Genomic DNA, 23931 nt, shown 5'->3' with positions numbered 1-23931 from the left:
CTTTGCAGAGAATCCTCTGCAACATTCTCGGCGACATTCTCGGCGACGTGCTCGGCGGCGTTCGCTGCAGCATGGGATCGGGTGCCAGAGGGTGCACGAGCCGCACCCCCCTCTCCAACTCCCGTGCCACCGTGGGAGAGTCGGCGCGTGACCCGACTGGCCGACCCGCTGCGCTTCCTCACCGAACTGATCGCCTGGATCGCCGTCCCGTGGGCGCTCGCCCCGCACTCGGTGGCCCTGGCGGTCCTCGCCGACGCGGTGTTGATCGGCCTGCCCACACTGTTCGCCACCCCGGGCGACAAGAAGCAGGTACTGATCGCCGTCCCCGGCTGGGTCACCATCGGGCTGGTGCTGATGCAACTGGCGACCGCGGTGCTCGGCGCCTGGTACGCCTGGCCGCGCTGGGCGGCCCTGCTCACCGTCGGGCTGGCCGCCGCGTGCCTGGTGACCGAGCAGCCGCGGTGGCGCCGCCTGCTCGCCGCCTCCCGTTAGCGCGGCGCACCGCGCAATGTCCGCCACCAGGCGTACGGTGAGGGCCATATGAAGAACACGGCGCCGTATGATCCGCAGTCCGAGGCACGCTGGGTGCCCGAGCCCGACAAGCGGCCCGGCCGCACCGCGTTCGAGCGGGACCGCGCCCGGGTCCTGCACTCCGCCGCGCTGCGCCGCCTGGCCGGCACGACCCAGGTGGTCGCCCCGATGCGCAGCGACTTCCCGCGGACCCGCCTCACCCACTCCCTGGAGTGCGCACAGGTCGGCCGGGAGCTCGGCGCGGCGCTGGGCTGCGATCCGGACCTGGTGGAGACCGGCTGCCTGGCCCACGACATCGGCCACCCGCCGTTCGGCCACACCGGCGAGGAGGCGCTCGACCAGGCCGCGCAGGCATGCGGCGGTTTCGAGGGCAACGCCCAGTCGCTGCGCATCCTGACCCGGCTGGAGCCCAAGCGCTTCGCCCCGCTCGACGAGGACCCGGCCCGGCTCGCCCCGTGGCCGGGCCGCAGCGTCGGCCTCAACCTCACCCGGGCCGCGCTCGACGCCGCCACCAAGTACCCGTGGGCACGCGGCGAGCACCCCACCGACCCCGGCTCCGGCAAGTACGGGGTGTACGGCGACGACCTGCCGGTCTTCCGCTGGCTGCGCACCGGCGCGCCGGACGGCCGCAAGTGCTTCGAGGCCACGGTGATGGACTGGTCCGACGACGTCGCCTACTCCACCCACGACGTGGAGGACGGCCTGCAGGCCGGCCACATCGACCCGGCGGCGCTGCGTTCCCCGCAGGAGCGCGCCGAACTGTTCAAGGTCGCCGAGCGGTACGCCGCGGACGCCTACCCGGAGGAGTTCGCCGAGGCACTGGACCGCCTGCAGGCCGAGGACTGGTGGCCGGCCTCGTACGACGGCACCGCCCGGAGCCGGGCCGGTCTCAAGGACCTGACCAGCCAGCTGATCGGCCGCTTCTGCCTGACCGCCGAGCAGGCCACCCGCGCCCGCTACGGCCCCGGCCCGCTCACCCGGTACGCGGCCGAGCTGGTCGTCCCGCGCGGCGTGCGGCTGGAGTGCGCCGTCCTCAAGGCGGTCGCCGTCCGGTACGTGATGCAGCGCGACGAGCAGGCCCAACTCCGCTCCCGCCAGCGGATCGTGATCGCCGAACTCGCCGACGCCCTGCTGCGTGACGCCCCGCACGGCCTGGACCCGGTCTTCGCCGCCCAGTACCAGGAGGCCGAGGACGACCGCGCCGCGCTGCGCACCGTGATCGACCAGATCGCCACCCTCACCGACGCCTCGGCCCTCGCGCTGCACGCGAAGCTGGTGTCCTGATCCCGGCCGCCGAAAGCGACCCCGGTATCACCGGCCCGCTCCCGTAGACTTTCCCGGTGGCCGGTCGGATCAGGGACGAAGATGTGCAGGCGGTGCGTGCCGCTCTGCCGATCGACGCCGTGGTCGGCGACTACGTGCAGCTCGCGAACGGCGGCGGTGCGCAGCTGAAGGGCGTCTGCCCGTTCCACGATGAGAAGTCCGCCTCCTTCTACGTGCACCCCGGCAAGGGCGTCTTCCACTGCTTCGGCTGCGGTGAGAGTGGCGACACGATCACCTTCCTGATGAAGATCGAGCACTGCTCGTTCGCGGAGGCGGTCGAGCGGATGGCCGCCCAGGCGAACGTCACCCTGCGCTACGAGGAGGGCGGCTACTCCCCGCGCCACCAGCAGGGCGAGCGGACCCGGCTGGTCGAGGCGCACAAGGTCGCCGCCGCCTGGTTCCAGGAGCAACTGGCGAGCCCGGAGGCGGAGATCGGCCGCCGCTTCCTCGCCGAGCGCGGCTTCGACGAGGAGGCCGCCAAGCACTTCGGCGTCGGCTACGCCCCGGCGGGCTGGGAGCACCTGGTCCGCTTCCTGCGCGGCCGCGGCTTCAGCGACAAGGAGCTCTCGGTCGGCGGCCTGGCCTCGCAGGGCCAGCGCGGCGGCCTGATCGACCGCTTCCGCGGCCGGCTGGTCTGGCCGATCCGGGACAGCTCGGGCGACGTGGTCGGCTTCGGTGCCCGGCGGCTGCGCGAGGACGACAACGGTCCGAAGTACCTGAACACCCCCGAGACGCCGATCTACAAGAAGTCCAACGTCCTCTACGGCATCGACCTGGCCCGCAAGGAGATCGCCAAGACCGGCCGCGCGGTGGTGGTCGAGGGCTACACCGACGTGATGGCCTGTCACCTGGCCGGTGTCACCACGGCGGTGGCCACCTGCGGCACCGCCTTCGGCGAGGACCACATCAAGATCATTCGCCGGCTGCTGATGGACACCTCCACCTACCGCGGCGAGACGGTCTTCACCTTCGACGGCGACACCGCCGGGCAGAAGGCCGCGCTGCGGGCCTTCGAGGACGACCAGAAGTTCGCCGCCCGCACCTCGATCGCCATCACCCCCGGCGGCATGGACCCGTGCGACCTGCGTCTCGCCAAGGGCGACGACGCCGTCCGCGAACTGGTCGAGAACCCCGTCCCGCTGTTCGAGTTCGCCCTCCGCTCGGCGGTCGCCCGGCACCGGGTGGACACCGCCGAGGGCCGCGCCGCCGCCCTGGAGGAGGCGGCCGGGATCATCGTGAAGATCAAGGACCGCTCGATCCAGCACGAGTACGCCGTCCAGCTGGCCGGGATGGTCGGCATCCTCGACGAGCAGTTCGTGGTCCGCCGGATCTCCCAACTCGCGCGCTGGCAGCGGGAGAACCAGCAGAGCGGCCAGCGCCCCCTGCGTCGCGCCGAGCCGGCGCCCGCTCCCCGGCCCGAGCGCCCCGCGTTCCGGCTCAACCCGCGCGACCCGGCCCAGTTCGTCGAGCGCGAGCTGCTCAAGCTCGCCCTCCAGTACCCCGAGATGGTCAGCCCCGCCTTCGACCAGTACGGCGACGACGAGTTCCCCACCCCGCCGTACCAGGCCGTCCGCCGCGCCATCGGCCAGGCCGGCGGCACCGCGTACGGCGCGAGCCTGCCCGACTTCACCGCCACCGTCCGCGAGGCCAGCCCGGACGACCAGGTCCGCGGCCTGGTCACCGAACTGACCGTGGAACCGATCCGCACCCGCCGCAAGGTCGACGAGCTGTACGCGGGGGAGTTCCTGGTCAAGCTCCGTCTGCAGGCCGTGGATCGCCGGGTCGAGGAGGTCCGCGCCCACCTGCGCCGCCTCGGCGACCGCGCCACCGCCGAGGAACTGCACCCGGTGCAGAGTGAACTCTGGGCCCTGCAGCAGTACGGCCAGCAGCTCCGCTCCCGCGGCTCCGCCGCGCTCTGAAACCGCCGCGCTCTGACACCGCGCGCTCTGACACCCCCGCGCCGCACGGAGCTCCGCCGCGCGAGGGCGCTGCGCTGAAGTTCGCACCGCGGATTGCCACCGGCCCGGCTCCGAGCGCCGCCTGAGTGACCGTCACCGCCCGTCTCGCGGCACCCGTTTGCCCGCCGGGTGCCATCTGGACACCTCAATGCCTCCCGAAGGTGCTCCGGCGCGCCGCGCTGGGTATCCCACCACCGTGTGGCGCGGCAACCCCCAGGCCGCGCGCGGCCCCTGGAGGGATTGCCCATGGAGCTGTCCGTTGCCCGCCCGCCCCAGACCACCCCCGCGCGGGACGCCGCGATCCCGGCCCAGCCAGGCCCGCCCGACAACGAGGCACTCGCCTCCGACGATCTCACCGCCGAGGCCGACCTCACTGACGCAGCCGAGCCCACCACCCCCGACGGGCTCCCCACGACCGACGAGCTCCCCGCCCCGGAGGAGGGCGCCCCGCCGGAGGAGCTCGCCGACGAACCCCCGGAAGCCGCCCTGGACGAGGGCACCGGCCCGGCCGCCGACCTGCTGCGCCAGTACCTGCGTGAGATAGGCCGGGTCCGCCTGCTCACCGCCGTCGAAGAGGTGGAGCTCGCCCGCCAGATCGAGGCCGGCCTGTTCGCGGAGGAGGCGCTCGACCGGATCCCCGACGCGGACAACCGGCTCACCGACGACCTCGACCACCTGGTCGTCCTCGGCCGGATCGCCAAGCGCCGCCTGATCGAGGCCAACCTGCGCCTGGTGGTCTCGGTGGCCAAGCGCTACGTCGGCCGCGGCCTGACCCTGCTCGACCTGGTCCAGGAGGGCAACCTCGGGCTGATCCGGGCGGTGGAGAAGTTCGACTACGCCCGCGGCTACAAGTTCTCCACCTACGCCACCTGGTGGATCCGCCAGGCGATGAGCCGCGCCCTGGCCGACCAGGCCCGCACCATCCGGGTCCCGGTGCACGTGGTCGAGCTGATCAACCGGGTGCTGCGGGTGCAGCGCGCCCTGCTCCAGGAACGCGGTGCCGAGCCGACCGCCGCCGACATCGGCGCGGCGCTGGAACTCTCGCCGGAGCGGATCCGGGAGATCCTCCGCCTCGCCCAGGAGCCGGTCTCGCTGCACACCCCGATCGGCGAGGAGGAGGACGTCGCCCTCGGCGACCTGATCGAGGACGCCGACGCCGCGTCCCCGGCGGAGAGCGCAGCCTTCCTGCTGCTACGCGAGCACCTGGACGCGGTGCTGGCCACCCTCGGCGAACGTGAACGTCAGGTGGTCCAGCTCCGCTACGGCCTGGACGACGGCCGCCCCCGCACCCTGGAGGAGATCGGCCAGCTGTTCGGCGTCACCCGGGAGCGGATCCGTCAGATCGAGGCCAAGACGCTCGGCAAGCTCCGCGACCACGCCTTCGCCGAGCAACTGCGCGGCTACCTCGACTGACGGCCCGTCACCCTAGTGGTGGAACCCGCTCTTGGCCGGAACCCCTAGCTGGCTGAGCGGCGCGGGCTGGCTCTCCAGCTCGGGCAGCAGCCGCCGGAGGTCGCCCAGCAGCATGTCCGCCAGGTCCCGGGTGAACCCGTTGCGGCACACCACCCGCAGGACCGCCAGATCGGTCCGCCCCTCCGGGAAGGTGTACGCGGGCACCTGCCAGCCGCGCTCGCGCAGCCGCCGGGAGACGTCGAAGACGTCGAAGACGGTGCCCTCCGCGGTGGTGAAGGCGAACACCGGCAGCTGGTCGCCCTTGGTGATCAGCCGGAACGGTCCGAGCCCGGCGATCTGCCCGGCGAGGTACACGGCGACGTCCCGGGAGGCCTGCTGCACGGCGTTGTACCCGGCGTGCCCGAGCCGCAGGAAGCTGTAGTACTGGGCGACCACCTCCGCGCCCGGCCGGGAGAAGTTGAGCGCGAAGGTCGGCATCTCGCCGCCCAGGTAGTTGACCCGGAACACCAGCTCGTCGGGCAGCGCCTCGGCGTCCCGCCAGAGCGCCCAGCCGACGCCGGGGTAGACCAGGCCGTACTTGTGACCGCTGGTGTTGATCGACGCCACCCGGGGCAGCCGGAAGTCCCAGACCAGCTTCGGGTCCAGGAACGGAGCGACCATGCCGCCGGAGGCGCCGTCCACGTGCACCGGGATGTCCAGGCCGGTGCGCCGCTGGTAGTCGTCCAGGGCCGCGCAGATCTCCGCGATCGGCTCGTACGAGCCGTCGAAGGTGGAGCCGAGGATGCCGACCACGCCGATGGTGTTCTCGTCGCAGTGCGCCACCGCCTCCTCGGCGGTGAGGTGGAAGCGCTCGCCCTCCATCGGCACCAGCCGCGCCTCGACCTCCCAGAAGTTGCAGAACTTCTCCCAGCAGACCTGGACGTTGACGCCCATCACCAGGTTCGGCCGGGCCCCGGTCGCGTACCGGTCGGCGTTGCGCCGCATCCAGCGCCGCTTCAGCGCCATCCCGGCCAGCATGCACGCCTCGCTCGACCCGGTCGTCGAACAGCCCACCGCGGCCGCGGGGTCGGGCGCGTGCCACAGGTCGGCGAGGATCGCCACGCAGCGCCGCTCCAGCTCTGCGGTCTGCGGGTACTCGTCCTTGTCGATCATGTTCTTGTCGCGGCACTCGCCCATCAGCCGGTCCGCGTACTCGTCCATCGACGTGGTCACGAAGGTGGCCAGGTTGAGCTTGGCGTTTCCGTCCAGCATCAGCTCGTCGTGGATCAACTGGTAGGCGACGGACGGCGGGATGGGCACCCGGGGCATCCGGTGCAGGGGCGGTGCGACCTGCATCGCGCCCAGCGGATCGGTCAGTACGTGCAGCGGGCTGAACGGCAGTCGACGTTCGTCCTCGTGCCCCTGCCCCTTGTGCAACGCCATGGCGGTCCCTCCAGTCGTGGAGTTCCCACCGTGCCACCGGGCCCCAGCTGACGCATCCTCAACCGCCGTGTCGCACACCCGACAGAGCGTCGTGTCGCACGCCCAAACAGAGCGTCGTGTCGCACCGCCCGGCGGAGGACCCGTCAGCCGGCCGCGGTCTCCGGGTGGGTCTGCTCGCGGACCGTCGCGAACTGCTGGCGCACCGCGCGGCCCACCGCGAGGTCGTGCTCCTGGTCGGGGCTGAGCACGGTGACGTCCGGCAGCTCCCACTGCGGCGGCTCGGTGGTGCCGGCCAGCGCCCAGGCGGCCTGCCGGGCCGCGCCGCGCGCCGCGTGGTCGCCCGGCGGCGGGACCACCACGGGCAGCCCGAACACCTGCGGCGCGATCTGCTGCACCGCACCCAGCCGTCCGGCCGTCCCGAGCAGGAACACCCGGCGCACCGTCACGCCGTGCGAGCGCAGCACGTCCAGCGCCTCCGCCAGGTTGCACAGCATCCCCTCGACGGCGGCCCGCGCCAGGTGCTGCGGCGCCATCGACTCGGCCCGCAGCCCGGTCAGGGTGCCGGCCGCCTGCGGCAGCTTGGGGGTGCGCTCGCCGTCCAGGTAGGGCAGCAGCACCAGCCCGTACGAGCCGGGGGAGGACTGCAGGGCCAGCTCGGACAGGCCCTCCAGGTCGGTGCCGAGCAGGGCGGCGGTGGAGCGCAGCACCTGGGCGGCGTTCAGGGTGGCGACCATCGGCAGGTGGCGGCCGGTGGCGTCGGCGAAGGAGGAGACCAGCCCGGTCGGGTCGACCACGGCCCGGTCGTGCACCGCGAAGATCGTGCCGTTGCCGCCGAGCGAGACCACGGCGTCGCCGGGGATCAGTCCGAGGCCGAGCGAGGCGGCCATGTTCTCGCCCGTCCCGGCGGAGATCAGCAGGCCCTCGGGGGTGTGCCCGGCGGGCTCGGCCGGGCCGAGCACGTCCGGCACCCGCAGCTCGTGGCCGAGCGCCAGCTTGATCAGGTCCTGCCGGTACTCGCCGGTGACCGGCGACCAGTAGCCGGTGCCGGACGCGTCGCCGCGGTCGGTGGTGCGCCGCTTCGGGCTGCCCAGCAGCTGCGAGACCAGCCAGTCGTGGGGCAGCAGCACCTCGGCGATCCGCTGCGCCGACACCGGCTCGAACTCGGCCAGCCAGCGCAGCTTGGCGATGGTGTACGTGGGACCGGGCACCGCTCCGATCGCCTCGGCCCAGGGCTGGACGCCGCCGAGCGCGTCCACCAGCGCGGCGGCGGCTCCGGCCGCGCGGGGGTCGTTCCACAGCAGGGCCGGCCGTACGAGCACCCCGCCCGCGTCCAGGCCGATCAGCCCGTGCTGCTGCGCGGAGACGCCGATCGCCCGGACGCCCTCCAGCAGGCCGCCGGCCGCGGCGTCGCCCAGCGAGTGCAACCAGCTCTGCGGGTCGACCTCGGTGCTTCTGGCGTCCTCGCCCTCGGGCAGCGGATGCGGGGCCCGGCCCTGCCGCAGGACGGCGCCGGTGTCGGCGTCGCACGCGACGATCCGGGTGCGAGTGGTGGAGCTGTCGATGCCCGCGACGATGGCCATGCCGAGATCATGCCGCAGTCGGCGGCCCGGGCGGGTCCGACTGTCGCAAGTGTTGCCCAGTCGGTACCGGAACCAACCCGGCCGCCGACCCTCCGTTCCGGCCCGGCACCCCTCGGCGGCTCAGGGCCGCAGGGTGCCCCAGCCGTCGTCCTCCGCCTGGTGCCGGGCGAAGTACGGGACGCGCTCGGTCAGCGAGTTCGGCAGCTTCTCGCCGACCTTGTCCGCCACCGCCCCGGCGGCCCGACCGGCCACCGCACCCGCCTGCTGCTTGGCCTTGCCCGCCGCGTCCTGCACCTTCGGATTGTCCCGCAGCTGCTTGGCGGCCTCGGCGAGCTGCTCGTACCGCTCGCGCCCGGCCCGGGTACCGAGGACGTACCCGATTCCGAGGCCCACGATCAACGACACCTTCCACATGCTCAGGTTCCACCCTTCGTTGCGCTGCGCGATTGTGTGCCGCGTCTACCCGTCCGGCCGGGCCGTGAACCGCCCTGCCGGTGGCGGGTCCGGGCCAGCCGGAGCCGCCGTGCACCAGCATCCCCGTCCGCCCCGCCGGGCGCGCGCGGGGCGCGCCGGGCGGGCAGCCGGGGTGGGGCGGGGGAGCCCGAGGGGGAAAGCGATTGGCGGAACACCCCCCTGAGTGCGCTAATGTATGTCCCGCAGCGAGCACCGAGACCCCGGGTTGTGTCCGGAGACTGGGTGAGCGAGGCGGAGCACGATCCTCCATAGCTCAATTGGCAGAGCAGCCGACTGTTAATCGGCAGGTTATTGGTTCGAGTCCAATTGGAGGAGCTCGGTCCCCCATAGCTCAATTGGCAGAGCAGCCGACTGTTAATCGGCAGGTTATTGGTTCGAGTCCAATTGGGGGAGCTTCACCGGCAGTTGCGGTGATCAGTACAGAGCGGGAGCCCTTCGGCGAGACCGAGGGGCTTTCGCGTTTTCCGCCTCGCGCGGTCCGCCCCGCCCCGCGTGAGCTGCTCCGCCCGGTCCGCCCCCGCCCCGCGCGGTCAGCCGGTGGCCTGCCGGTACAGCTCGGCGACCCGGTCGTCGAAGGCCACGCTGTAGGAGATCTGGGGCGTGTTGCCGCCCTGCTCGTAGCCGCCGATCACGCCGACCAGCTGCCCCTTCGCGGTGACCCACGGGCTGCCGCTGGTGCCGTCGGTGAAGCCGCCGCAGTCGAAGCGTTCCTGGGTGGCGCTCTGCGAGGTGGTGCGGGACTGGCAGGTGATCGGCGCGTCCTTCTCGTTGGGGTAGCCGGTGACGGCGACCTGCAGCCCGACGCCGAGGCCGGTGGCCAACTGGTTGGCGCCGAGCACGTCCTGGATCCGGCGGCCGTCCACCTCGCCGACGGTGAGGAACGCGACGTCGTAGTCCTCGTCCTCGCCGGGCGCCCAGCGCGGGTCGACGGTGATCTTCGCGATCGGCCAACTCCCGTACGGTTGCTGGTGGTTGCGGTAGCCGGGGGCGAACACCAGGCCATCCTCGGTGATGCCCTGCGGGGCGGCGCAGTGGGCGGCGGTGACCAGCAGGTCACGGCCGGGGCTGTCCACGATGCTGGCGGTGCACATCCGGGGCCCGCCCGGGCTGCCGAGGAACAGCGGGCCGACCCGGTTCCCGGCGGCGTCGACCGGTGCGGCGTCGGCGGTCGGCAGTGCCCGGCCGCCATCGCTCGGGCCGCCCGCACCGCATCCGGTCAGCGCCGATGCCAGGGCCAGCACCGTTGCAGCGAACGGCGCCGCGAACCGCGCCCCGTCGCGCCTTGGGGAGGTGCGCCGTCGCCGGGCCATCGCCGTCTCTCGCTTCCGCTGGGCCGTGCGCCCGGGCGGCCCGGGCGGGAGTCGGACCAAGATCTACCAGGGCCCGGCGTCCCCCGGCAACCGCCTACTGGCCGCCCGTCGCCTGCTGGTACAGCGCCTGCACCCGGTCGCCGAAGTAGCTGCTGTACGAGGTGTCGGGGGTGTCGCCGCCCTGCTGGTAGCCGCCGATCACCCCGACCACGGTCCCGGTGTGGGTGGTCGGGTCGAGGTCGGTGACCCACGGGCTGCCGCTGGTGCCGCCGGTGTAGTCGGGGCAGTCGATCCGCAGCTGGGTGCCGCTCTGCTGGGTGGTCAGATTGGCGCAGGTGATCGGCTCGTCGGAGCTGCTCGGATAGCCGGTGACCTTCACCGGCAGGCTGAAGCCCCGGTTGGTGCCGAGTTTGTTCGCGCCGAGCACCTGCTGGACCTGCTGCCCGTTCTGCGGCTGCACGGTGGCGAAGGCGACGTCCAGGTCCTGGTTCCCGTGGTCGCGCCAGCTGGGGTCGACGGTGACCGTACCGATCGGCCACACCCCGTCGGGGGTGTCGCCGCTGCGGTAGCCGGGGACGAAGACCACGTCCGTGCGGTCGCGGCCGAGGCCCGGGTCGACCAGGCAGTGCGCGGCCGTCACGATCAGGTTCTCCCCGGGGCTGTCGACCACGCTGGCGGTGCAGAAGTGGTCGCCGTCTGCGCCGTGCGTGAAGACCGCGCCGACCCGGCTGTTCAGCGGTGTCGGTTTGGCGGTGTGGGTGACGCCGGCGTGCTTGTCGATCGCCGCGGTCAGCCGGTCCCGACTCCAGCCGTGCGCGGCGGCCGCCGAGCCGAGACTCCCGGTCGGCGCCGGGGCCGAGGCCGACCCGGCGGTCGCTCCGGACGCCGACGACGGGGTGGATCCCGAGGACGACGCGGCTCCGGAGCCACAGCCCGCCGCGGCCAGTACGGCCGCCGCCATCCACACCGCACCCACGGACCGCTTCATTCCGGCCACCCGCTCTCGATCGAGCCGACCCGACGATCAAGCTTCGCCCGCGGGCTGACGGTCCGCCACCGCCGGACAACCCGTTCGGCCTGCGGCGCGCGGCCCGAACGGGCAGGTCGCGACGGTGAACGGTGCGAACCCGGATGCTCCCCTGACGCGCATCACGGGTGATCGACCGGCTATGCTGCCGGGGGCGGCCCCGAGGGGCCGTCTGCTGCTGCCAGGGACGCCCGTCGACCCGGCAGGTCGAGTCGGGGGGCGGTAGCTCAGCCGGTTAGAGCAGGGGACTCATAATCCCTTGGTCGTGGGTTCGAGTCCCACCCGCCCTACCTCGGCCGCTGACCGGTCGTCAGCTCGTGGCCCCGTTCCGGTGAGCCCCCTGACCAGGCGATACCCCCGAGCCGCCACGGAAACTGTAGAGCACCGGCAGGCCGGGCAGGCCCAGGCGCGCCGAAGTTCACCCGCGTTGGGGAATGTGCGGGATCAGGATTTCCGACGTCGGACTCCTGCGGGCGGTTTGACCGGGTGTCAGGCGGGCTTCCCGCAGAGCGTGGAGGCGACCGGGACGACACCCCAACTGATCAGGTCCGCCCGGGCGGTGGCGTTGACGCAGGTCCAGCCGCCGGTGGTGCCGGGGCCGAAGACCGCGGGCAGGTTGAACGGGCCGGAGGTCCAGTCGCTGTGCCGCACCACCACGTCCACCTGCATGCCGTAGCGGGTCGCCGCGAAGCCCGGGTTCACCTGGTGCAGGGCCGCGGAGACCGGCAGGTACCCGTCGGTGTTGCGCAGCGAGAGCAGCCCGGGAGCGTCGGCGGCGGTGCCGTGGTCGTTGTAGACCTGCGCGACGTAGTGGCTCGCGTTGTACGGCACCACCGCGTTCGGGTCCTGGAAGACCGGGTCGGTGCCCTCGTCGGGCGCGGGGGTGGCGGCCTGGACGCATCCGCCCGGAGTCAGCGGGACGCCGGACGAGCCCAGCGCGAGCAGGAACTGGTCGCGGGTCTCGGCGCCGACCTGCGGCAGGTAGGCGTGGATCGGGACCCGGTACGGTCCGGTGTAGTTGGGGATGTCGGTGATCTGGTCCCAGGTCTGCTTGGTGCAGGTGTAGATGCCGATCAGGTCGGCCGTGGTGAGGTTGGCGGGCGCGTTGGCACCGGTGGTCGGTGCGGCCCAGGTGACGGCGGAGCGGCCGAGCTGGATGAAATCGTGGTCGGTGAAGGCGGTGGCGTCACGGCCGTGCGTGGCGACCACGAAATCCACGGTGTCGTGCCAGTTGTACTCCAACGCCTTCTGGAGCTGCTCGTCGTTGGGGCGGGTGATGGCCGGGCCGCCGACCTTCGGCACCACGATCAGCGGGCCGCTGACGTAGGAGTCCCATAGGTAGACCCGCGGCGAGGTGGTGTCGCCGCGGCCGGCCAGGTAGGCGTTGTAGTCGGCCGCGAGTTGGTCGAACAGGCCTTTGCTCTGCGGCGTGTTGAAGCCCACCACCGAGTTGGCGGGCGGCGTGACGGCCGGGTCGGCCGGAGCCGCGGTGGCCGCGGCGAGGGTGAGCACGGCGGCGCTGGCGAAGGCGGCCGCGATCCGGGCGAGGGTCCTGTGCATGGGGAGCTACCTCCGGTGGGGGGCTGGGGCGGGCCGGGCAGGGTGGGCGCTATCGGAACGGTAGGCAGGCCTCGGGCTCAACTTGCGTTCCTCCGTGAGGAGTTCGCCCGGACGTTCCGCCTCGTACGCCCCTTGCTCAGCGCCTCCTACCGCGCTGCCCCGGGTGCCTCCGAAGGCCGTGCGTCGTGCCGGTATCCACCGATCGGTTGATGCCTGTGTCAGCCGGAATGGGCGCAGGGACTAGCCGGTTCGCCGACGAATCAAGGCCGTGCTCGGGCCAATTATTGGGTGAGAACGGTTCGGCGGAGACGTCCGGCGGATCGGTCCCGACTGCCTGCAAACGGACGCTGAGGCTTTTCCATGCTGCATCTGCCGACCCTCAGGAGGAGGACCACCGTGACCGCACTCGACCAGCACCTGCTCACTGCCGCCCGGACCGGAGACCTGGGTGCCGCCAGGGCCGCCCTCGCGGGCGGTGCCAACCCGGAGGCCCGCGACGCCGGTGGGCGGACGGCACTGCTGCTCGCCGCGCTCGCCGACCGGGTCGCGCTCGCCGAACTCCTCGTCGCCGCCGGCGCCGACCCCGACGCCCAGGACGACCGTGCCGACAGCCCCTGGCTGGTCACGGGTGTCACCGGCAGCGTGGCCATGATGCGCGTACTCCTGGCCGCCGGACCCGACCTCCGACTCGTCAACCGGTCCGGCGGAGTCAGCCTGATACCTGCCGCCGAGCGCGGACACGTCGCCTACGTACGCGCCGTGCTGAGCGAGACCGACATCGAGGTGGACCACGTCAACCGGCTGGGCTGGACGGCCCTGCTGGAGGCCGTGATCCTCGGCGACGGCGGCCGCGCGCACGCCGAGGTGGTCCGCTTGCTGCTCGCGGCGGGCGCCGACCCTGAACTCGCCGACGCCGACGGCACCACACCGCTCCAACACGCCCAGCGGCGCGGGTTCGACGCCCTCGCCGCCCTGATCCGCGCGGCAATCGCCCGCCACCGGATCGAACCCGAGAACGGAGGGAACCGATGACCGCACGCCGTGACCGCACCCGAACCCGCACCGCGCCGCTGATCGTCGCAGTCCTGCCGGTGGCAGCCGCCCTACTGGCCGGCTGCGCCGCCACCTCCTCCTCACAGGCCGTCAGTTCTGCCTCCACCGTCGGCTCCGCATCGGGCACTACGTCTGCGTCGAGCAGTGCATCCACCCCGACTGGTACCGCCGCTCGGGCTGCGCCAACGACCGTCCCGGCGCCCGGCTCCCTGCTGGTGGCCGACTTCGGTGCGGACACCGTGACCTTCGTCGACCCGCAGCACGGCGCCACGGGGTCGATCCGGGTCGTTACCGCGCCGTACGGCGTGGTGGCCGGAGCGGACGGCCGCGCCTGGGTGAGCACCGCCGAGGGGGTCGCCGTGGTCGACACCCGGGCGCGGGAGCTGCGTCAGGTCATCGCGTACCGGACGGCGGTCGGCGCACCGAGCGACGGCGAGTACCGAGGCGGCGGCATGGGGCTGGCGCTGTCCCCGGACGGCAGCCGGCTGTACGTCGGGGTCAACGTGCCCCGGAAGTCGGGGGTGTTGGAGGTGATCGACACAGCCTCGGGCCAGGTCACCGGTACGGCGCCGGTCGGTCGGCGGCCGTTCGACGTCGACGTCTCGCCCGACGGACGGGAGGTCTACGCGACCGGCCACGACTCCTTCGACGTCACGGTGGTCGGCACTGACAGCCTCGCCACCCGGCGGATCGAGGTCGCGCCGTACGGCACCGCAGGCGGCCTCGGCTCCTGGTTGAAGCCGCACTACGCGGCGGTCAGACCCGCCGACGGCCGGCTGCTGCTGCCCTTCGAGGGCGAGCGGCTCGCGGCGGTCGACCCCCGCACCGGCCAGGTGACCGTCGAACCGATGACGGCCAACACCCACCAGCACGGCACCACCCTCACCGCGGACGGCCGACTGCTGGTGGTCGGCACCGGCGCCATCGACCCGGACGTGGACACCGGGGCGAGCCTGACGGTCCGACAACCCGACGGCCGCGAGCGGATATACCCGCTCGACGGCCCGCACGAGAACGTGGCGAGCTCGCCGGACGGGCACACCGCGTACGTCACCGGAGGCTTCACCAGGGAGGGCTACTGGAACGGACTGACCATCGTCGACCTCGACCTCGACACCGGCGCCACCCGCCGCCTGCCGGCCGGCGAGCGACCCCTGGGCATAGCCGTGCTTTGAGGCCATGCATAGCCATGCTCCAGGCCACCGGGCGCGGGAGCGGTGGATCTCGGGCGGGCTGAACTCGACCCGCCGATCCCGACCGGGCGGATCTAGGGTGGGCGGATGCTTGCTCCCGCCGCCCTGCCCACCCCGCTCACCCCGATTGTCGACCCGAGCCTCGCGGGGGTCGGAGTCGAGCTCTGGTTGAAGCGTGACGACCTGGCGCACCCGCGGGTGCCCGGCAACAAGTGGCGCAAGCTCGCACCGAACCTGGAGGAGGCGATAGCGCGGGGCAGCCGCGGACTGCTCACGTACGGCGGGGCGTACTCCACGCACATCCGGGCGGTGGCGGCGGCGGCACAGGGGCTGGGGTTGGCGAGCGTCGGGGTGATCCGCGGGGTGGAGTTGGCTCAGGCACCGCGGAACTGGTCCCTGCGGCAGGCCGAGCGGGACGGCATGGCGCTGGAGTTCGTCGAGCGTTCCGTCTATCGCGAGCTGGCGACGGGCGCGGTGCCGCGGGCCGGCTACTACGTCCTTCCGGAGGGCGGCTCCAACGCGCCGGCGGTGCGCGGGGCCTCGGTGGTGGCGCAGGAGCTGGCCGCGCAGCTCCCGGGCCTGGGCGGGCACGACGTGGTCTGCTGCGCGGTCGGCACCGGCGGCACCCTAGCCGGAATCGCCGCCGGGCTGCCCGGTGGTGCCGAGGCACTGGGCGTGGCAGTGCTGCGCGGCAAGGGGTACCTGGAACGGGAAGTGACGGCGCTTCACCGAGCGTCCTACGGAAAGGAGTTCGCCAACTGGCGGATCACGCACGGATTCCACGGCGGCGGCTACGGCAAGGTGCCGACGGAGCTGGAACAGTTCGCGGTCGACTTCGAGCGGGCGCACGGGGTGCCGGTGGAGCGGCGCTACGTGGCCAAGGCGCTGTGGGCGGTCCACCAGCTCGCCCGGGCAGGCGAGTTGGCCGACCGCCGGGTGACCCTGGTGGTGACGGGACTGCCCGACCCGGTGAACTGATCCCGCCCGCGTCCGCCCTCAGATCCCACCCACGTCCTCGGGCCGTCCCTCAACTCCCACCAACCACTCCCACCAACCACTGCCACCAGCCACCCTCACCAACCATCCCCCACCGGTCAGCCGAAGCTGAGGTCGGCGCAGATGTCGCTGTCCGCGGGGCGGGTGTTGTCGGCGATGCCGGTCGGGATGGTGGAGGGGATGGCGGTGGTGGCGGGGCCGGTGAAGTCGGGTGAGGGGGCGTCGGAGGGAGCACGGTCCTGGCCGACGGTGAGGGTGAGACCGTCGGCGGAGGGGTCGGCGCGTAGCTCGGCGCCGGGGTAGAGCTGGGCGAGCTGTTCGGCGGCGGCCTGGCGGTCGGGGGCGTACTCGATCAGGGTGGTGCGGCGGGGAGTGGTGTTGGGGCCGACGGTGATGTCGCGATAGCCGTGGGAGCGCAGCTGGGCCGCGGTCTGTCCGGCCAGGCCGGGCGACTTGGCGGCGTTGTGGACGGTGATCGGCACCGCCAGCGAGTCCGCGCTCGGGCTGGTTCCGGCCCCCGCGCTGGCTCCGGCGCCGGGGCCAGCAGCACCTCCAGCCCCGGCCCCGGCCCCAACCCCGGCGCCGGCGCCGGCTCCGTCGATGGGAACGGAGCTGGGGGAGAAGCTGGTGGTCGGGCTGGGCAGGGTGCCGGGAGTTCCGGCGGTGCCGGGGCTCGCCGTGGCGGAGGGGTCGGCGGTGGTGTGGCCGTCCAGAGTGCGGTCCTGGCGGAGCAGGTTCCACAGGGTGTCGGCGTCGGGCTGGACCAGGGCGACCCGTTCGCCCTGGTAGCGCCAGGGGACGGTGACGAACTGGATGTCGGACAGCTTGATGTTCTGCAGTGACTGGGCGAACTCGGCGAGCTTCGCCGCGGAGCCGAGCTCGGGGTCGACGGTGAGCGACTTGGTGGCGGCGTCGGCGAGGGGCAGCAGGGTGGTGGGGTTGAAGCCCTGCCCCTGCACCTTCTTGATCAGGGAAGACATGAAGGCCTGCTGACGGCGCATCCGTCCGATGTCGGAGCTGTCGCCGAGCCCGTGCCGCACCCGGACGTAGTCGACGGCCTGCTGGCCGGAGACGGTCTGGCGGCCCTTGCGGAGGTGGATGCCGTACGCGTCGACGTCGTTGGGGACGCAGACGTCGACGCCGCCGACCGCGTTGGTGATCGCGGCGAATCCCTTGAAGTCGACCACCATGGTGTGGTCGATCCGCAGACCGGTCATGGCCTCGACGGTGTTCTGGGTGCAGGCCGGGTTGCCGGCCTTGAACTCGCCCAGGGTGAAAGCCGAGTTGAACATCTGGTTGGTCTTCGGGGTGGTCCACCGGCCGTCCTGGAGGCGGCAGGCCGGGATGGTGACCAGGGTGTCCCGGGGTATCGACACGCCGACGGCGTGCTTGTGATCGGCGTAGACGTGCAGCAGGATCGCGGTGTCGGAGTGGCCCACGCCCTCGTCGCCGCCGCCCAGTGCGGCGTTGCCGTCGTCGCGGGTGTCGGAGCCGAGCAGCAGCACGTTCACGGCGCGTCCGCCGGTGGGCGCGGTGGGCCCGGCCGGCGGGCGGCTGGTGGCGATGCCCTCGGCGGCGAAGGTCGTGATGTTGTGGTCGAGCCGCTGGTAGAACCAGGCGCCCACCCCTGCGGTGGCGACCACCAGCACGGCGGCGGTCGCACCGACCCCGCGTGCGATCCGACGACGGCGGGAGTAGGCCGCGGCAGGGCTGTGGTTGGCGTCGGTCATCCGTCAGGGCTCTCTCTTCGGGCAGGTGTTTCTGGTGCCCGAGGGCAGGCACAGCCACCACCCGCCGCGCTGCGGATGAGGCACTCGTCACCACTTAGACGGTGCGGCGGCCCGAACGGTTACACACAAACCATCATCGCGGAGAGATTTTTCGAACGGATGGGCGGGGTCCGGTTCGGCATGTCGTCCGGTCAGCCGGTGGCCGAACTGTCCAGCATCCGCCGCAGCAGGTCCCGGAGTTGGACCCGCTCCTCGTCGCCGAGGGCGGCCAGCGGCTCGCGGGCGAAGTTCAGCGACTCGCGCAGTTCCTCGGAGGCGGCCCGCCCGGGCTCGGTGGCGGCGACCAGCTTGACCCGGCGGTCCTGCGGGTCGGGCTCGCGGGTGACGAAGCCCCGGCCCTCCAGCCGGTCCACGATGCCGGTGATGTTGGACGGCTCACAGGCCAGCGTCTGCGCGATGTGCCGCATCGGCATCGGCCCGCGCCGCAGCAGTGCCAGCACCTTCGCCTGGGCGCCGGTCAGCGAGCGGGCGGCGGCGGCTTCCTCGTACTCGCGGTGGAAGAGGCCCACCAGCTTCGCCATGAGGTCCACGACCTCGAGGGTCATCGGGTCGGCGGGCGGCAGCTGCTGCTTCTCCATGCCTCCGAGTCTACCTGAACATTTGACAACATGAACCTTTCATCTCCAGGATTGCTTGAGTAGCTAAACGTTTCACGTCAAGGAGCATGTGATGGCAACGCAGGATCTCCCGCAGGACCTCCCCGCCACCGGTCGCGAGTGGCACCTGGTCGCCCGCCCCCAGGGCTGGCCCACCCCCGCCGACTTCGCGCTGGTCGAGGCCCCGCTCCGGCAGCCCGCGCCGGGCGAGATCCTGGTCCGCAACGCGTACCTCTCGGTCGACCCGTACATGCGCGGCCGGATGAACGACGTGAAGTCCTACAGCCCGCCGTACGCGCTCGGGCAGCCGATGGGCGGCGGTGCGGTGGGTTACGTGGTGGCCTCCGCCGCCGAGGGCTTCGAGGTCGGCGACGCGGTGCTGCACGGCAGCGGCTGGCGTGAGTACGCCACCGTGAGCGCCGCGCACGTGGCCAAGGTGGACCCGAAGCTGGCCCCGCTCTCGTACTTCCTGGGCGTCCTCGGGATGCCCGGACTCACCGCCTATGCAGGCCTGTTGGAGGTGGCCTCGTTCAAGGAGGGCGACACCGTCTTCGTCTCGGGCGCGGCCGGCGCGGTCGGTTCGCTGGTCGGCCAGATCGCCCGGCTCAAGGGTGCCAAGCGGGTTGTCGGTTCGGCCGGCTCCGCCGAGAAGGTCTCCCGGCTGGTCGACGGCTACGGCTTCGACGCCGCCTTCAACTACAAGGACGGCCCGGTCGCCGAACTCCTCGCGCAGGCCGCGCCGGACGGCATCGACGTCTACTTCGACAACGTCGGCGGCGAGCACCTGGAGGCCGCGATCGGCGCGCTCACCGTGCACGGCCGGGTCACCCTGTGCGGCGCCATCGCCCAGTACAACGACACCCAGGCCCCCGCCGCTCCGCGCAACCTCGCCCAGGCGATCGGCAAGCGGCTGCGCCTGCAGGGCATGCTGGTCGGCGACCACTACGGCCTGCAGCCGCAGTTCCACGCCGAGGTCGGCGGCTGGCTGAAGGACGGCTCGCTGCGGTACGACGAGACCGTGGTCGAGGGCGTGGAGAACACCGTCGACGCCTTCCTCGGCATGCTGCGCGGTGCCAACACCGGAAAGATGGTCGTCAAGATCTGACCCCTCGTCGGGTTACGCACCGTCATCCCGCCCCCGCCGGAAGCGATCCGGCGGGGGCGCGGTGTTAGGGCCGTTCGGGGGAGGTGTGCGGGGCGGGGGTAGACCTCTCGGAGGAACCGACTACCATGGGGTGAAAGCTTGTCCGTTTTGCTCAATTTGATGACCTAATGTCGAATAAGTTGAGCTTCACGGGGTAGCCAGTGATCAGTAACTTCCGGACCCGCCGGTGACCGGAACGAGGCAGCTGGGGAAGGCGACCCTCGTCCACAGCCTGGAGGTCCCGGTGACGACACGTGGTGTGCTCTACGTCCACTCCGCGCCCCGCGCGTTGTGTCCGCACGTCGAGTGGGCGGTGGCGGGCGTGCTCGGCGCGCGGGTCAGTCTCGACTGGATCCGCCAGCCCGCCGCGCCCGGCCACTGGCGGTCCGAACTCTCCTGGCAGGGAGAGCCCGGCACCGCCTCGAAGCTCGCCTCCGCGCTGCGCGGTTGGCAGCTGATGCGCTATGAGGTGACCAGCGAGCCCTGCGCCACCGCGGAGGGCGAGCGGTACTCGTCCACGCCCAGCCTCGGCATCTTCCACGCGGTGACGGGCATGCACGGCGACATCCTGATCCCCGAGGACCGGTTGCGCGCGGTGCTGCTGCGGGCCCGCAGCGAGGGCAGCGACCTGGAGACGGAGATCACCCGGCTGCTGGGGAAGCCGTGGGACGACGAGCTGGAGCCGTTCCGGTACGCGGGGGAGGGCGCGCCGGTTCGCTGGCTGCACCAGGTGGTGTGACCTGACGCCCGAAGGGGCGCGAGGCACCGACCGGACCGGTCGGGACACTCAGTAGGAGTGCCCGGCCGGTCCGGTCGGTGCCTCGCGCCCCTTCCGGGTTGCGCGCGGCAGCCGTCAGACGCTGCGGAAGGCCAGCACCACGTTGTGGCCGCCGAAGCCGAAGGAGTTGTTCAGGGCGGCGATGCGGCCGTCGACCGGGAGCTTGCGGGGCTCGTCGCGGACGATGTCGGCGTCGATGTCGTCGTCCACGTCGACCACGTTGATGGTCGGCGGGGCCAGCCGGTGGTGCAGGGCGAGGACGGTGGCGACGGTCTCGATGCCGCCGGCGCCGCCGAGCAGGTGGCCGGTCATCGACTTGGTGGCGGAGATGGCCACGTGGTCGAGGTGCTCGCCGAGGGTGCGGCGCAGCGCCTTGATCTCCGCGGTGTCGCCCTGCGGGGTCGAGGTGGCGTGCGCGTTGACGTGCACCACCTCGGACCGGTCGATGTCGTTGCGGGCGAACAGGTCGTCGATGGCGCGGGCCACGCCGGCGCCGGTCGGCTCGGGCTGGGCGATGTGGTGGGCGTCCGAGGACAGGCCCTGGCCGACGGCCTCGCAGTAGACCCGGGCGCCGCGGGCGGCCGCGTGCTCGGCGGACTCCAGGACGACGACGCCCGCGCCCTCGCCGAGGACGAAGCCGTCGCGGGCCTTGTCGTACGGGCGGGAGGCGTGCTCCGGGTCCTCGTTGTTCTTGGACATCGCCATCATGTTGGAGAAGGCGACGATCGGCAGCGGGTGGACCGCGGCCTCGGTGCCGCCGGCCACGACCACGTCGGCGCGGCCGGTGCGGATCATCTCGATCGCGTAGCCGATCGCCTCGGCGCCGGAGGCGCAGGCGGAGACGGGGGTGTGCACGCCGGCGCGTGCGCCGACCTCCAGGCCGACGTTGGCGGCCGGGGAGTTGGGCATCAGCATCGGCACGGTGTGCGGGGAGACCTTGCGGACGCCCTGCTCCTTGAGCACGTCGTACTGGTCGAGCAGGGTGGTGACGCCGCCGATGCCGGAGGCGATGACCGCGCCCAGGCGCTCGGGGGCGAGCTTCGAGGACTCGTCGGTGGCCGGGGTCTCGTACCCGGCGTCCTTCCACGCCTCGCGGGCGGCGATCAGCGCGAACTGGGCCGAGCGGTCCAGCTTGCGGGCGACCGGGCGGGGCAGGATGGTGCCCGGCTCGACCGCGACGCGGGCGGCGATCCGGACCGGCAGGTCGGTGGCCCACTCCTCGGTCAGGGCGGCGACCCCGGAGCGGCCGGCCAGCAGACCCTCCCAGAACGAGGCGGCGTCGCCGCCCAGCGGCGTGAAGGCGCCGATACCCGTGACGACCACGGTGCGATTTTCAGCAGTCACTGGTTCTTCTTCTCTCACAAACGGGGGAAGGTCGGAGGCCGGTAAGGAGGGGGGGCCGGTCGGGGCGCGGTGCACACGCCCCGACCGGAAGCCTGACAGAAGGTCAGACGTTCGCGACGATGAAGTCCACCGCGTCGCCGACGGTCTTGAGGTTCTTGACCTCGTCGTCCGGGATCTTCGCGCCGAAGCGCTCCTCGGCGGCCACGACGACCTCGACCATGGACAGCGAGTCGACGTCCAGGTCGTCGGTGAAGGACTTGTCGAGCTCGACGTCCTCCACCGGAATGCCGGCGATCTCGTTGACGATCTCGGCGAGACCCTCAAGAACCTCTTCGCGGGTAGCCATATCGGCTGCTCCTCTTCACTGTTGACGGCGAACGGTCCGGCGGACCGCCGCGGGTTATCTGAGCTGGGCGGGAAAAACGCCTAGGGGAGAGTAACGACTGCGGCTGCGTAGACCAGACCGGCCCCGAAGCCGATGATGAGCGCCAGGTCTCCGCTCTTGGCCTCGCCGCGCTCCAGCATCCGCTCCATGGCGAGCGGAATGGAGGCGGCGGAGGTGTTGCCGGTCTCGGCGATGTCGCGGGCCACCGGCAGCGAGGCCGGCAGCGCGAGTGCCTTGACCATGGCGTCGATGATCCGCATGTTGGCCTGGTGCGGAATGAACGCGCCGAGCTGGTCGGCGGTGATCCCCGCGGCGTCCAGCGCCTGCTGGGCGACCTTCGCCATGTCCCACACCGCCCAGCGGAAGACCGTCTGGCCCTCCATCCGCAGGGCCGGCCACTTGGCGCCCTGCTCGGGGTCGCCCGCGCCGTTGACGGCGTCGGGCTTGGCGAAGGCGGTGTCCCAGGCCTGGGTCTGCGAGATCACGTCGGCCTGCGAACCGTCCGAACCCCAGATCACCTTGCCGATGCCGGGGGTGTCGGACGGGCCGACGATGGCCGCGCCGGCGCCGTCACCGAAGATGAAGGCGGTCGAGCGGTCGGTCACGTCGGTCAGGTCGCTGAGCCGCTCCACGCCGATCACCAGCACGTACCCGGCGCTGCCGCCGCGCACCATGCCGTCCGCCAGGCTCAGGCCGTAGCCGAAGCCGGCGCAGGCGGCGGAGATGTCGAACGCGGGGGCGGTGCCGCAGCCGAGTCGCTGGGCGATCTCGGTGGCGATCGCGGGGGTCTGCTTCAGGTGCGAGACGGTGGCGACGATCACGCCGCCGATCTGCTCGGGCGTGATCCCGGCCATCGCGATGGCCTTGCCCGCCGCCTGCACCGACATCTCGGAGACGCTCTCCTCCGGGCCCGCCCAGCGGCGCTCGGCGATGCCGGAGCGGGTGCGGATCCACTCGTCCGAGGAGTCGATCCAGTTCAGCACCTCGGAGTTGGGGATGACCCGGGTGGGGCGGTAGCCGCCGACGCCGTGGATCCGCGAGTACTGGGCGCCGGTGGCCGGCTTGATCTGAATGCTCATGCGGTGCTCTCCCGGCCGCCGTGCTCGGCCACGAGCTCGCGTGCCTTGTCGAGATCGGCGGGGGTCTTCAGGGCCAGCGTCGCGACGCCCTTGACGTTTCGCTTGACCAGGTTGGTGAGGGTGCCGGCCGGCGACAGCTCGATCACCGCGGTGGCGCCGAGCTGCTGCAGGGTCTCCATGCACAGGTCCCAGCGGACCGGGTTGGACACCTGCGACACCAGGCGGGCCAGCACCTCGGCACCGTCGCCGACCACCTCGCCGTCCTTGTTCGACAGGTAGGTGACCAGCGGGTCGGCGGCCTTCAGGGTCGGGGCGAGCTTGGCCAGCCGCTCCACGCCGGCGGCCATGTGCTCGGTGTGGAAGGCACCGGCCACCTTCAGCGGGATCAGTCGCGCGCCGGCCGGCGGGTCCGCCTTCAGCGCGGCGAGCTGCTCAAGCGTGCCCGCCGCGACGAGCTGGCCGCCGCCGTTGTTGTTGGCCGCGGTCACGCCGTGTTCGGCCAGCTTCGCGGCCACCGTCTCCGGGTCCCCGCCGAGGACGGCGGTCATTCCGGTCGCGGTGGCGGCGGCGGCCTCGGCCATGCCCAGGCTGCGCTCGCGCACGAAGGCCAGCGCGTCCTGCTCGGACAGCACCCCGGCCAGCGCGGCGGCGGTGATCTCGCCGACGCTGTGCCCGGCGACCGCCCCGGCGGTGCCCGTGACGCCCTGCGGGAGCAGTGCGCCCGCGGTCACCAGGCCCGCGGCGACCAGCAGCGGCTGGGCGACGGCGGTGTCCTTGATCTCCTCCTCGGACGCCTCGGTGCCGGCGTGCACGAGGTCGAGGCCGGCCACCTCGGACCACTGGCGCAGCCGGTCGGCCACGCCGTCCAGTTCGAGCCAGGGGTTGAGGAAACCGGGAGTCTGGGCACCCTGTCCAGGGGCGACGATTACAAGCACGGTTCAACCCTCTCTCGCCGGACGCCCGCGGGCGGGTAGG

Annotated in this window: 21 protein-coding genes and 3 tRNA genes; 12 read left to right on the top strand and 12 right to left on the bottom strand. The window is 72.4% G+C overall.

Going from position 1 to position 23931, the window contains the following annotated elements:
• The first annotated feature begins 147 nt into the window (after positions 1-147).
• From ACWD4U_RS09365 to ACWD4U_RS09350, 4 genes are all read left to right on the top strand, one after another.
• On the top strand, positions 148-492 hold the full coding sequence (locus ACWD4U_RS09365; RefSeq protein WP_363460760.1) for a hypothetical protein: 345 nt from the start codon (positions 148-150) through the stop codon (positions 490-492).
• 48 nt (positions 493-540) lie between these two features.
• Positions 541-1815, top strand: coding sequence for a deoxyguanosinetriphosphate triphosphohydrolase (locus ACWD4U_RS09360; RefSeq protein WP_363460762.1), 1275 nt, complete (start codon positions 541-543; stop codon positions 1813-1815).
• A 56-nt stretch (positions 1816-1871) separates the two neighbouring features.
• Entirely contained in the window at positions 1872-3773 is a 1902-nt protein-coding gene (gene dnaG / locus ACWD4U_RS09355) for a DNA primase (RefSeq protein WP_363460764.1), read from the top strand.
• 285 nt (positions 3774-4058) lie between these two features.
• On the top strand, positions 4059-5225 hold the full coding sequence (locus tag ACWD4U_RS09350; protein ID WP_449787150.1) for an RNA polymerase sigma factor: 1167 nt from the start codon (positions 4059-4061) through the stop codon (positions 5223-5225).
• Between the two features lie 12 nt (positions 5226-5237).
• On the opposite strand, the gene ACWD4U_RS09345 is transcribed toward ACWD4U_RS09350, so the two are convergent.
• The 3 genes from ACWD4U_RS09345 to ACWD4U_RS09335 form a co-directional block, all read right to left on the bottom strand.
• Positions 5238-6647: a glutamate decarboxylase gene (locus ACWD4U_RS09345; RefSeq protein ID WP_363460768.1), complete on the bottom strand. Its 1410-nt coding sequence runs from the start codon at positions 6645-6647 to the stop codon at positions 5238-5240.
• A gap of 143 nt (positions 6648-6790) precedes the next feature.
• A complete protein-coding gene (locus ACWD4U_RS09340) occupies positions 6791-8227 on the bottom strand; it encodes an FGGY family carbohydrate kinase (protein WP_363460770.1) in 1437 nt (478 codons plus the stop codon).
• Between the two features lie 120 nt (positions 8228-8347).
• Complete coding sequence (locus ACWD4U_RS09335; RefSeq protein ID WP_363460772.1) at positions 8348-8641, bottom strand: hypothetical protein; 294 nt, start codon at positions 8639-8641, stop codon at positions 8348-8350.
• Between the two features lie 302 nt (positions 8642-8943).
• Here ACWD4U_RS09335 and ACWD4U_RS09330 point away from each other — a divergent pair.
• Together ACWD4U_RS09330 and ACWD4U_RS09325 are read left to right on the top strand one after the other, a co-directional pair.
• Positions 8944-9016 (top strand) — tRNA-Asn (locus ACWD4U_RS09330).
• A gap of 5 nt (positions 9017-9021) precedes the next feature.
• A tRNA-Asn gene (locus ACWD4U_RS09325) sits at positions 9022-9094 on the top strand.
• 137 nt (positions 9095-9231) lie between these two features.
• Here ACWD4U_RS09325 and ACWD4U_RS09320 read toward each other — a convergent pair.
• Both ACWD4U_RS09320 and ACWD4U_RS09315 read right to left on the bottom strand, forming a co-directional pair.
• On the bottom strand, positions 9232-9942 hold the full coding sequence (locus ACWD4U_RS09320; RefSeq protein WP_363460774.1) for a trypsin-like serine peptidase: 711 nt from the start codon (positions 9940-9942) through the stop codon (positions 9232-9234).
• 163 nt (positions 9943-10105) lie between these two features.
• Positions 10106-10999: a trypsin-like serine peptidase gene (locus ACWD4U_RS09315; protein WP_363460776.1), complete on the bottom strand. Its 894-nt coding sequence runs from the start codon at positions 10997-10999 to the stop codon at positions 10106-10108.
• 255 nt (positions 11000-11254) lie between these two features.
• On the opposite strand from ACWD4U_RS09315, the gene ACWD4U_RS09310 reads away from it, so the two are divergent.
• Positions 11255-11328: transfer RNA gene (locus ACWD4U_RS09310), tRNA-Ile, on the top strand.
• A 199-nt stretch (positions 11329-11527) separates the two neighbouring features.
• Here the strand turns inward: ACWD4U_RS09310 and ACWD4U_RS09305 are convergent.
• On the bottom strand, positions 11528-12598 hold the full coding sequence (locus ACWD4U_RS09305) for a hypothetical protein (RefSeq protein ID WP_363460778.1): 1071 nt from the start codon (positions 12596-12598) through the stop codon (positions 11528-11530).
• 396 nt (positions 12599-12994) lie between these two features.
• Between ACWD4U_RS09305 and ACWD4U_RS09300 the strand changes: the two genes are divergently transcribed.
• The 3 genes from ACWD4U_RS09300 (at position 12995) to ACWD4U_RS09290 (ending at position 15822) form a co-directional block, all read left to right on the top strand.
• Complete coding sequence (locus tag ACWD4U_RS09300) at positions 12995-13630, top strand: ankyrin repeat domain-containing protein (protein WP_363460780.1); 636 nt, start codon at positions 12995-12997, stop codon at positions 13628-13630.
• Entirely contained in the window at positions 13627-14826 is a 1200-nt protein-coding gene (locus ACWD4U_RS09295; protein WP_363460782.1) for a YncE family protein, read from the top strand. The genes ACWD4U_RS09300 and ACWD4U_RS09295 overlap by 4 nt, the downstream gene beginning before the upstream one ends.
• Before the next feature lie 105 nt (positions 14827-14931).
• Positions 14932-15822 carry a 1-aminocyclopropane-1-carboxylate deaminase/D-cysteine desulfhydrase gene (locus ACWD4U_RS09290; protein ID WP_363460784.1) on the top strand — a complete coding sequence of 297 codons (891 nt, stop codon included), beginning with the start codon at positions 14932-14934 and terminating at the stop codon, positions 15820-15822.
• Between the two features lie 116 nt (positions 15823-15938).
• Here ACWD4U_RS09290 and ACWD4U_RS09285 read toward each other — a convergent pair whose 3' ends face one another.
• Entirely contained in the window at positions 15939-17570 is a 1632-nt protein-coding gene (locus tag ACWD4U_RS09285; RefSeq protein WP_363460786.1) for an LCP family protein, read from the bottom strand.
• Between the two features lie 191 nt (positions 17571-17761).
• Positions 17762-18208, bottom strand: a complete 447-nt coding sequence (locus ACWD4U_RS09280) for a MarR family winged helix-turn-helix transcriptional regulator (protein ID WP_363460788.1) — start codon at positions 18206-18208, stop codon at positions 17762-17764.
• Positions 18209-18299: 91 nt separating this feature from the next.
• Here ACWD4U_RS09280 and ACWD4U_RS09275 point away from each other — a divergent pair, with 91 nt between their 5' ends.
• Positions 18300-19331 carry an NADP-dependent oxidoreductase gene (locus ACWD4U_RS09275; RefSeq protein ID WP_363460790.1) on the top strand — a complete coding sequence of 344 codons (1032 nt, stop codon included), beginning with the start codon at positions 18300-18302 and terminating at the stop codon, positions 19329-19331.
• Positions 19332-19614: 283 nt separating this feature from the next.
• On the top strand, positions 19615-20109 hold the full coding sequence (locus tag ACWD4U_RS09270; protein WP_363460792.1) for a DUF3145 domain-containing protein: 495 nt from the start codon (positions 19615-19617) through the stop codon (positions 20107-20109).
• A 114-nt stretch (positions 20110-20223) separates the two neighbouring features.
• Here ACWD4U_RS09270 and fabF read toward each other — a convergent pair whose 3' ends face one another.
• The 4 genes from fabF to ACWD4U_RS09250 all read right to left on the bottom strand — a co-directional run bounded on the left by fabF (position 20224) and on the right by ACWD4U_RS09250 (position 23891).
• The gene (gene fabF, locus ACWD4U_RS09265; protein WP_363460460.1) at positions 20224-21492 is read right to left on the bottom strand and encodes a beta-ketoacyl-ACP synthase II; all 1269 of its coding nucleotides are present in this window, start codon (positions 21490-21492) and stop codon (positions 20224-20226) included.
• 103 nt (positions 21493-21595) lie between these two features.
• Complete coding sequence (locus tag ACWD4U_RS09260; RefSeq protein WP_363460462.1) at positions 21596-21838, bottom strand: acyl carrier protein; 243 nt, start codon at positions 21836-21838, stop codon at positions 21596-21598.
• An 80-nt stretch (positions 21839-21918) separates the two neighbouring features.
• Positions 21919-22956 (bottom strand): beta-ketoacyl-ACP synthase III, encoded by a 1038-nt coding sequence (locus tag ACWD4U_RS09255; RefSeq protein ID WP_363460464.1) that lies wholly within the window; start codon positions 22954-22956, stop codon positions 21919-21921.
• Complete coding sequence (locus ACWD4U_RS09250) at positions 22953-23891, bottom strand: ACP S-malonyltransferase (protein WP_363460466.1); 939 nt, start codon at positions 23889-23891, stop codon at positions 22953-22955. Before ACWD4U_RS09250 ends, ACWD4U_RS09255 begins: the two co-directional genes overlap by 4 nt.
• Positions 23892-23931: the final 40 nt, after the last annotated feature.

This window comes from Kitasatospora sp. NPDC002522 (assembly GCF_053595195.1).
Note: the sequence above shows the minus strand (reverse complement) of the source record. Positions and strands in the feature narration are given on the sequence as shown.

Excerpts from the sequence above, each read along its gene's own strand:
- ACWD4U_RS09360 (WP_363460762.1), top strand. The coding sequence starts at position 541 with ATGAAGAACACGGCGCCGTATGATCCGCAGTCCGAGGCACGCTGGGTG.
- ACWD4U_RS09350 (WP_449787150.1), top strand. The coding sequence starts at position 4,059 with ATGGAGCTGTCCGTTGCCCGCCCGCCCCAGACCACCCCCGCGCGGGAC.
- ACWD4U_RS09345 (WP_363460768.1), bottom strand. The coding sequence starts at position 6,647 with ATGGCGTTGCACAAGGGGCAGGGGCACGAGGACGAACGTCGACTGCCG.
- ACWD4U_RS09340 (WP_363460770.1), bottom strand. The coding sequence starts at position 8,227 with ATGGCCATCGTCGCGGGCATCGACAGCTCCACCACTCGCACCCGGATC.
- ACWD4U_RS09335 (WP_363460772.1), bottom strand. The coding sequence starts at position 8,641 with ATGTGGAAGGTGTCGTTGATCGTGGGCCTCGGAATCGGGTACGTCCTC.
- ACWD4U_RS09315 (WP_363460776.1), bottom strand. The coding sequence starts at position 10,999 with ATGAAGCGGTCCGTGGGTGCGGTGTGGATGGCGGCGGCCGTACTGGCC.
- ACWD4U_RS09305 (WP_363460778.1), bottom strand. The coding sequence starts at position 12,598 with ATGCACAGGACCCTCGCCCGGATCGCGGCCGCCTTCGCCAGCGCCGCC.
- ACWD4U_RS09295 (WP_363460782.1), top strand. The coding sequence starts at position 13,627 with ATGACCGCACGCCGTGACCGCACCCGAACCCGCACCGCGCCGCTGATC.
- ACWD4U_RS09290 (WP_363460784.1), top strand. The coding sequence starts at position 14,932 with ATGCTTGCTCCCGCCGCCCTGCCCACCCCGCTCACCCCGATTGTCGAC.
- ACWD4U_RS09285 (WP_363460786.1), bottom strand. The coding sequence starts at position 17,570 with ATGACCGACGCCAACCACAGCCCTGCCGCGGCCTACTCCCGCCGTCGT.
- ACWD4U_RS09280 (WP_363460788.1), bottom strand. The coding sequence starts at position 18,208 with ATGGAGAAGCAGCAGCTGCCGCCCGCCGACCCGATGACCCTCGAGGTC.
- ACWD4U_RS09275 (WP_363460790.1), top strand. The coding sequence starts at position 18,300 with ATGGCAACGCAGGATCTCCCGCAGGACCTCCCCGCCACCGGTCGCGAG.
- ACWD4U_RS09260 (WP_363460462.1), bottom strand. The coding sequence starts at position 21,838 with ATGGCTACCCGCGAAGAGGTTCTTGAGGGTCTCGCCGAGATCGTCAAC.
- ACWD4U_RS09255 (WP_363460464.1), bottom strand. The coding sequence starts at position 22,956 with ATGAGCATTCAGATCAAGCCGGCCACCGGCGCCCAGTACTCGCGGATC.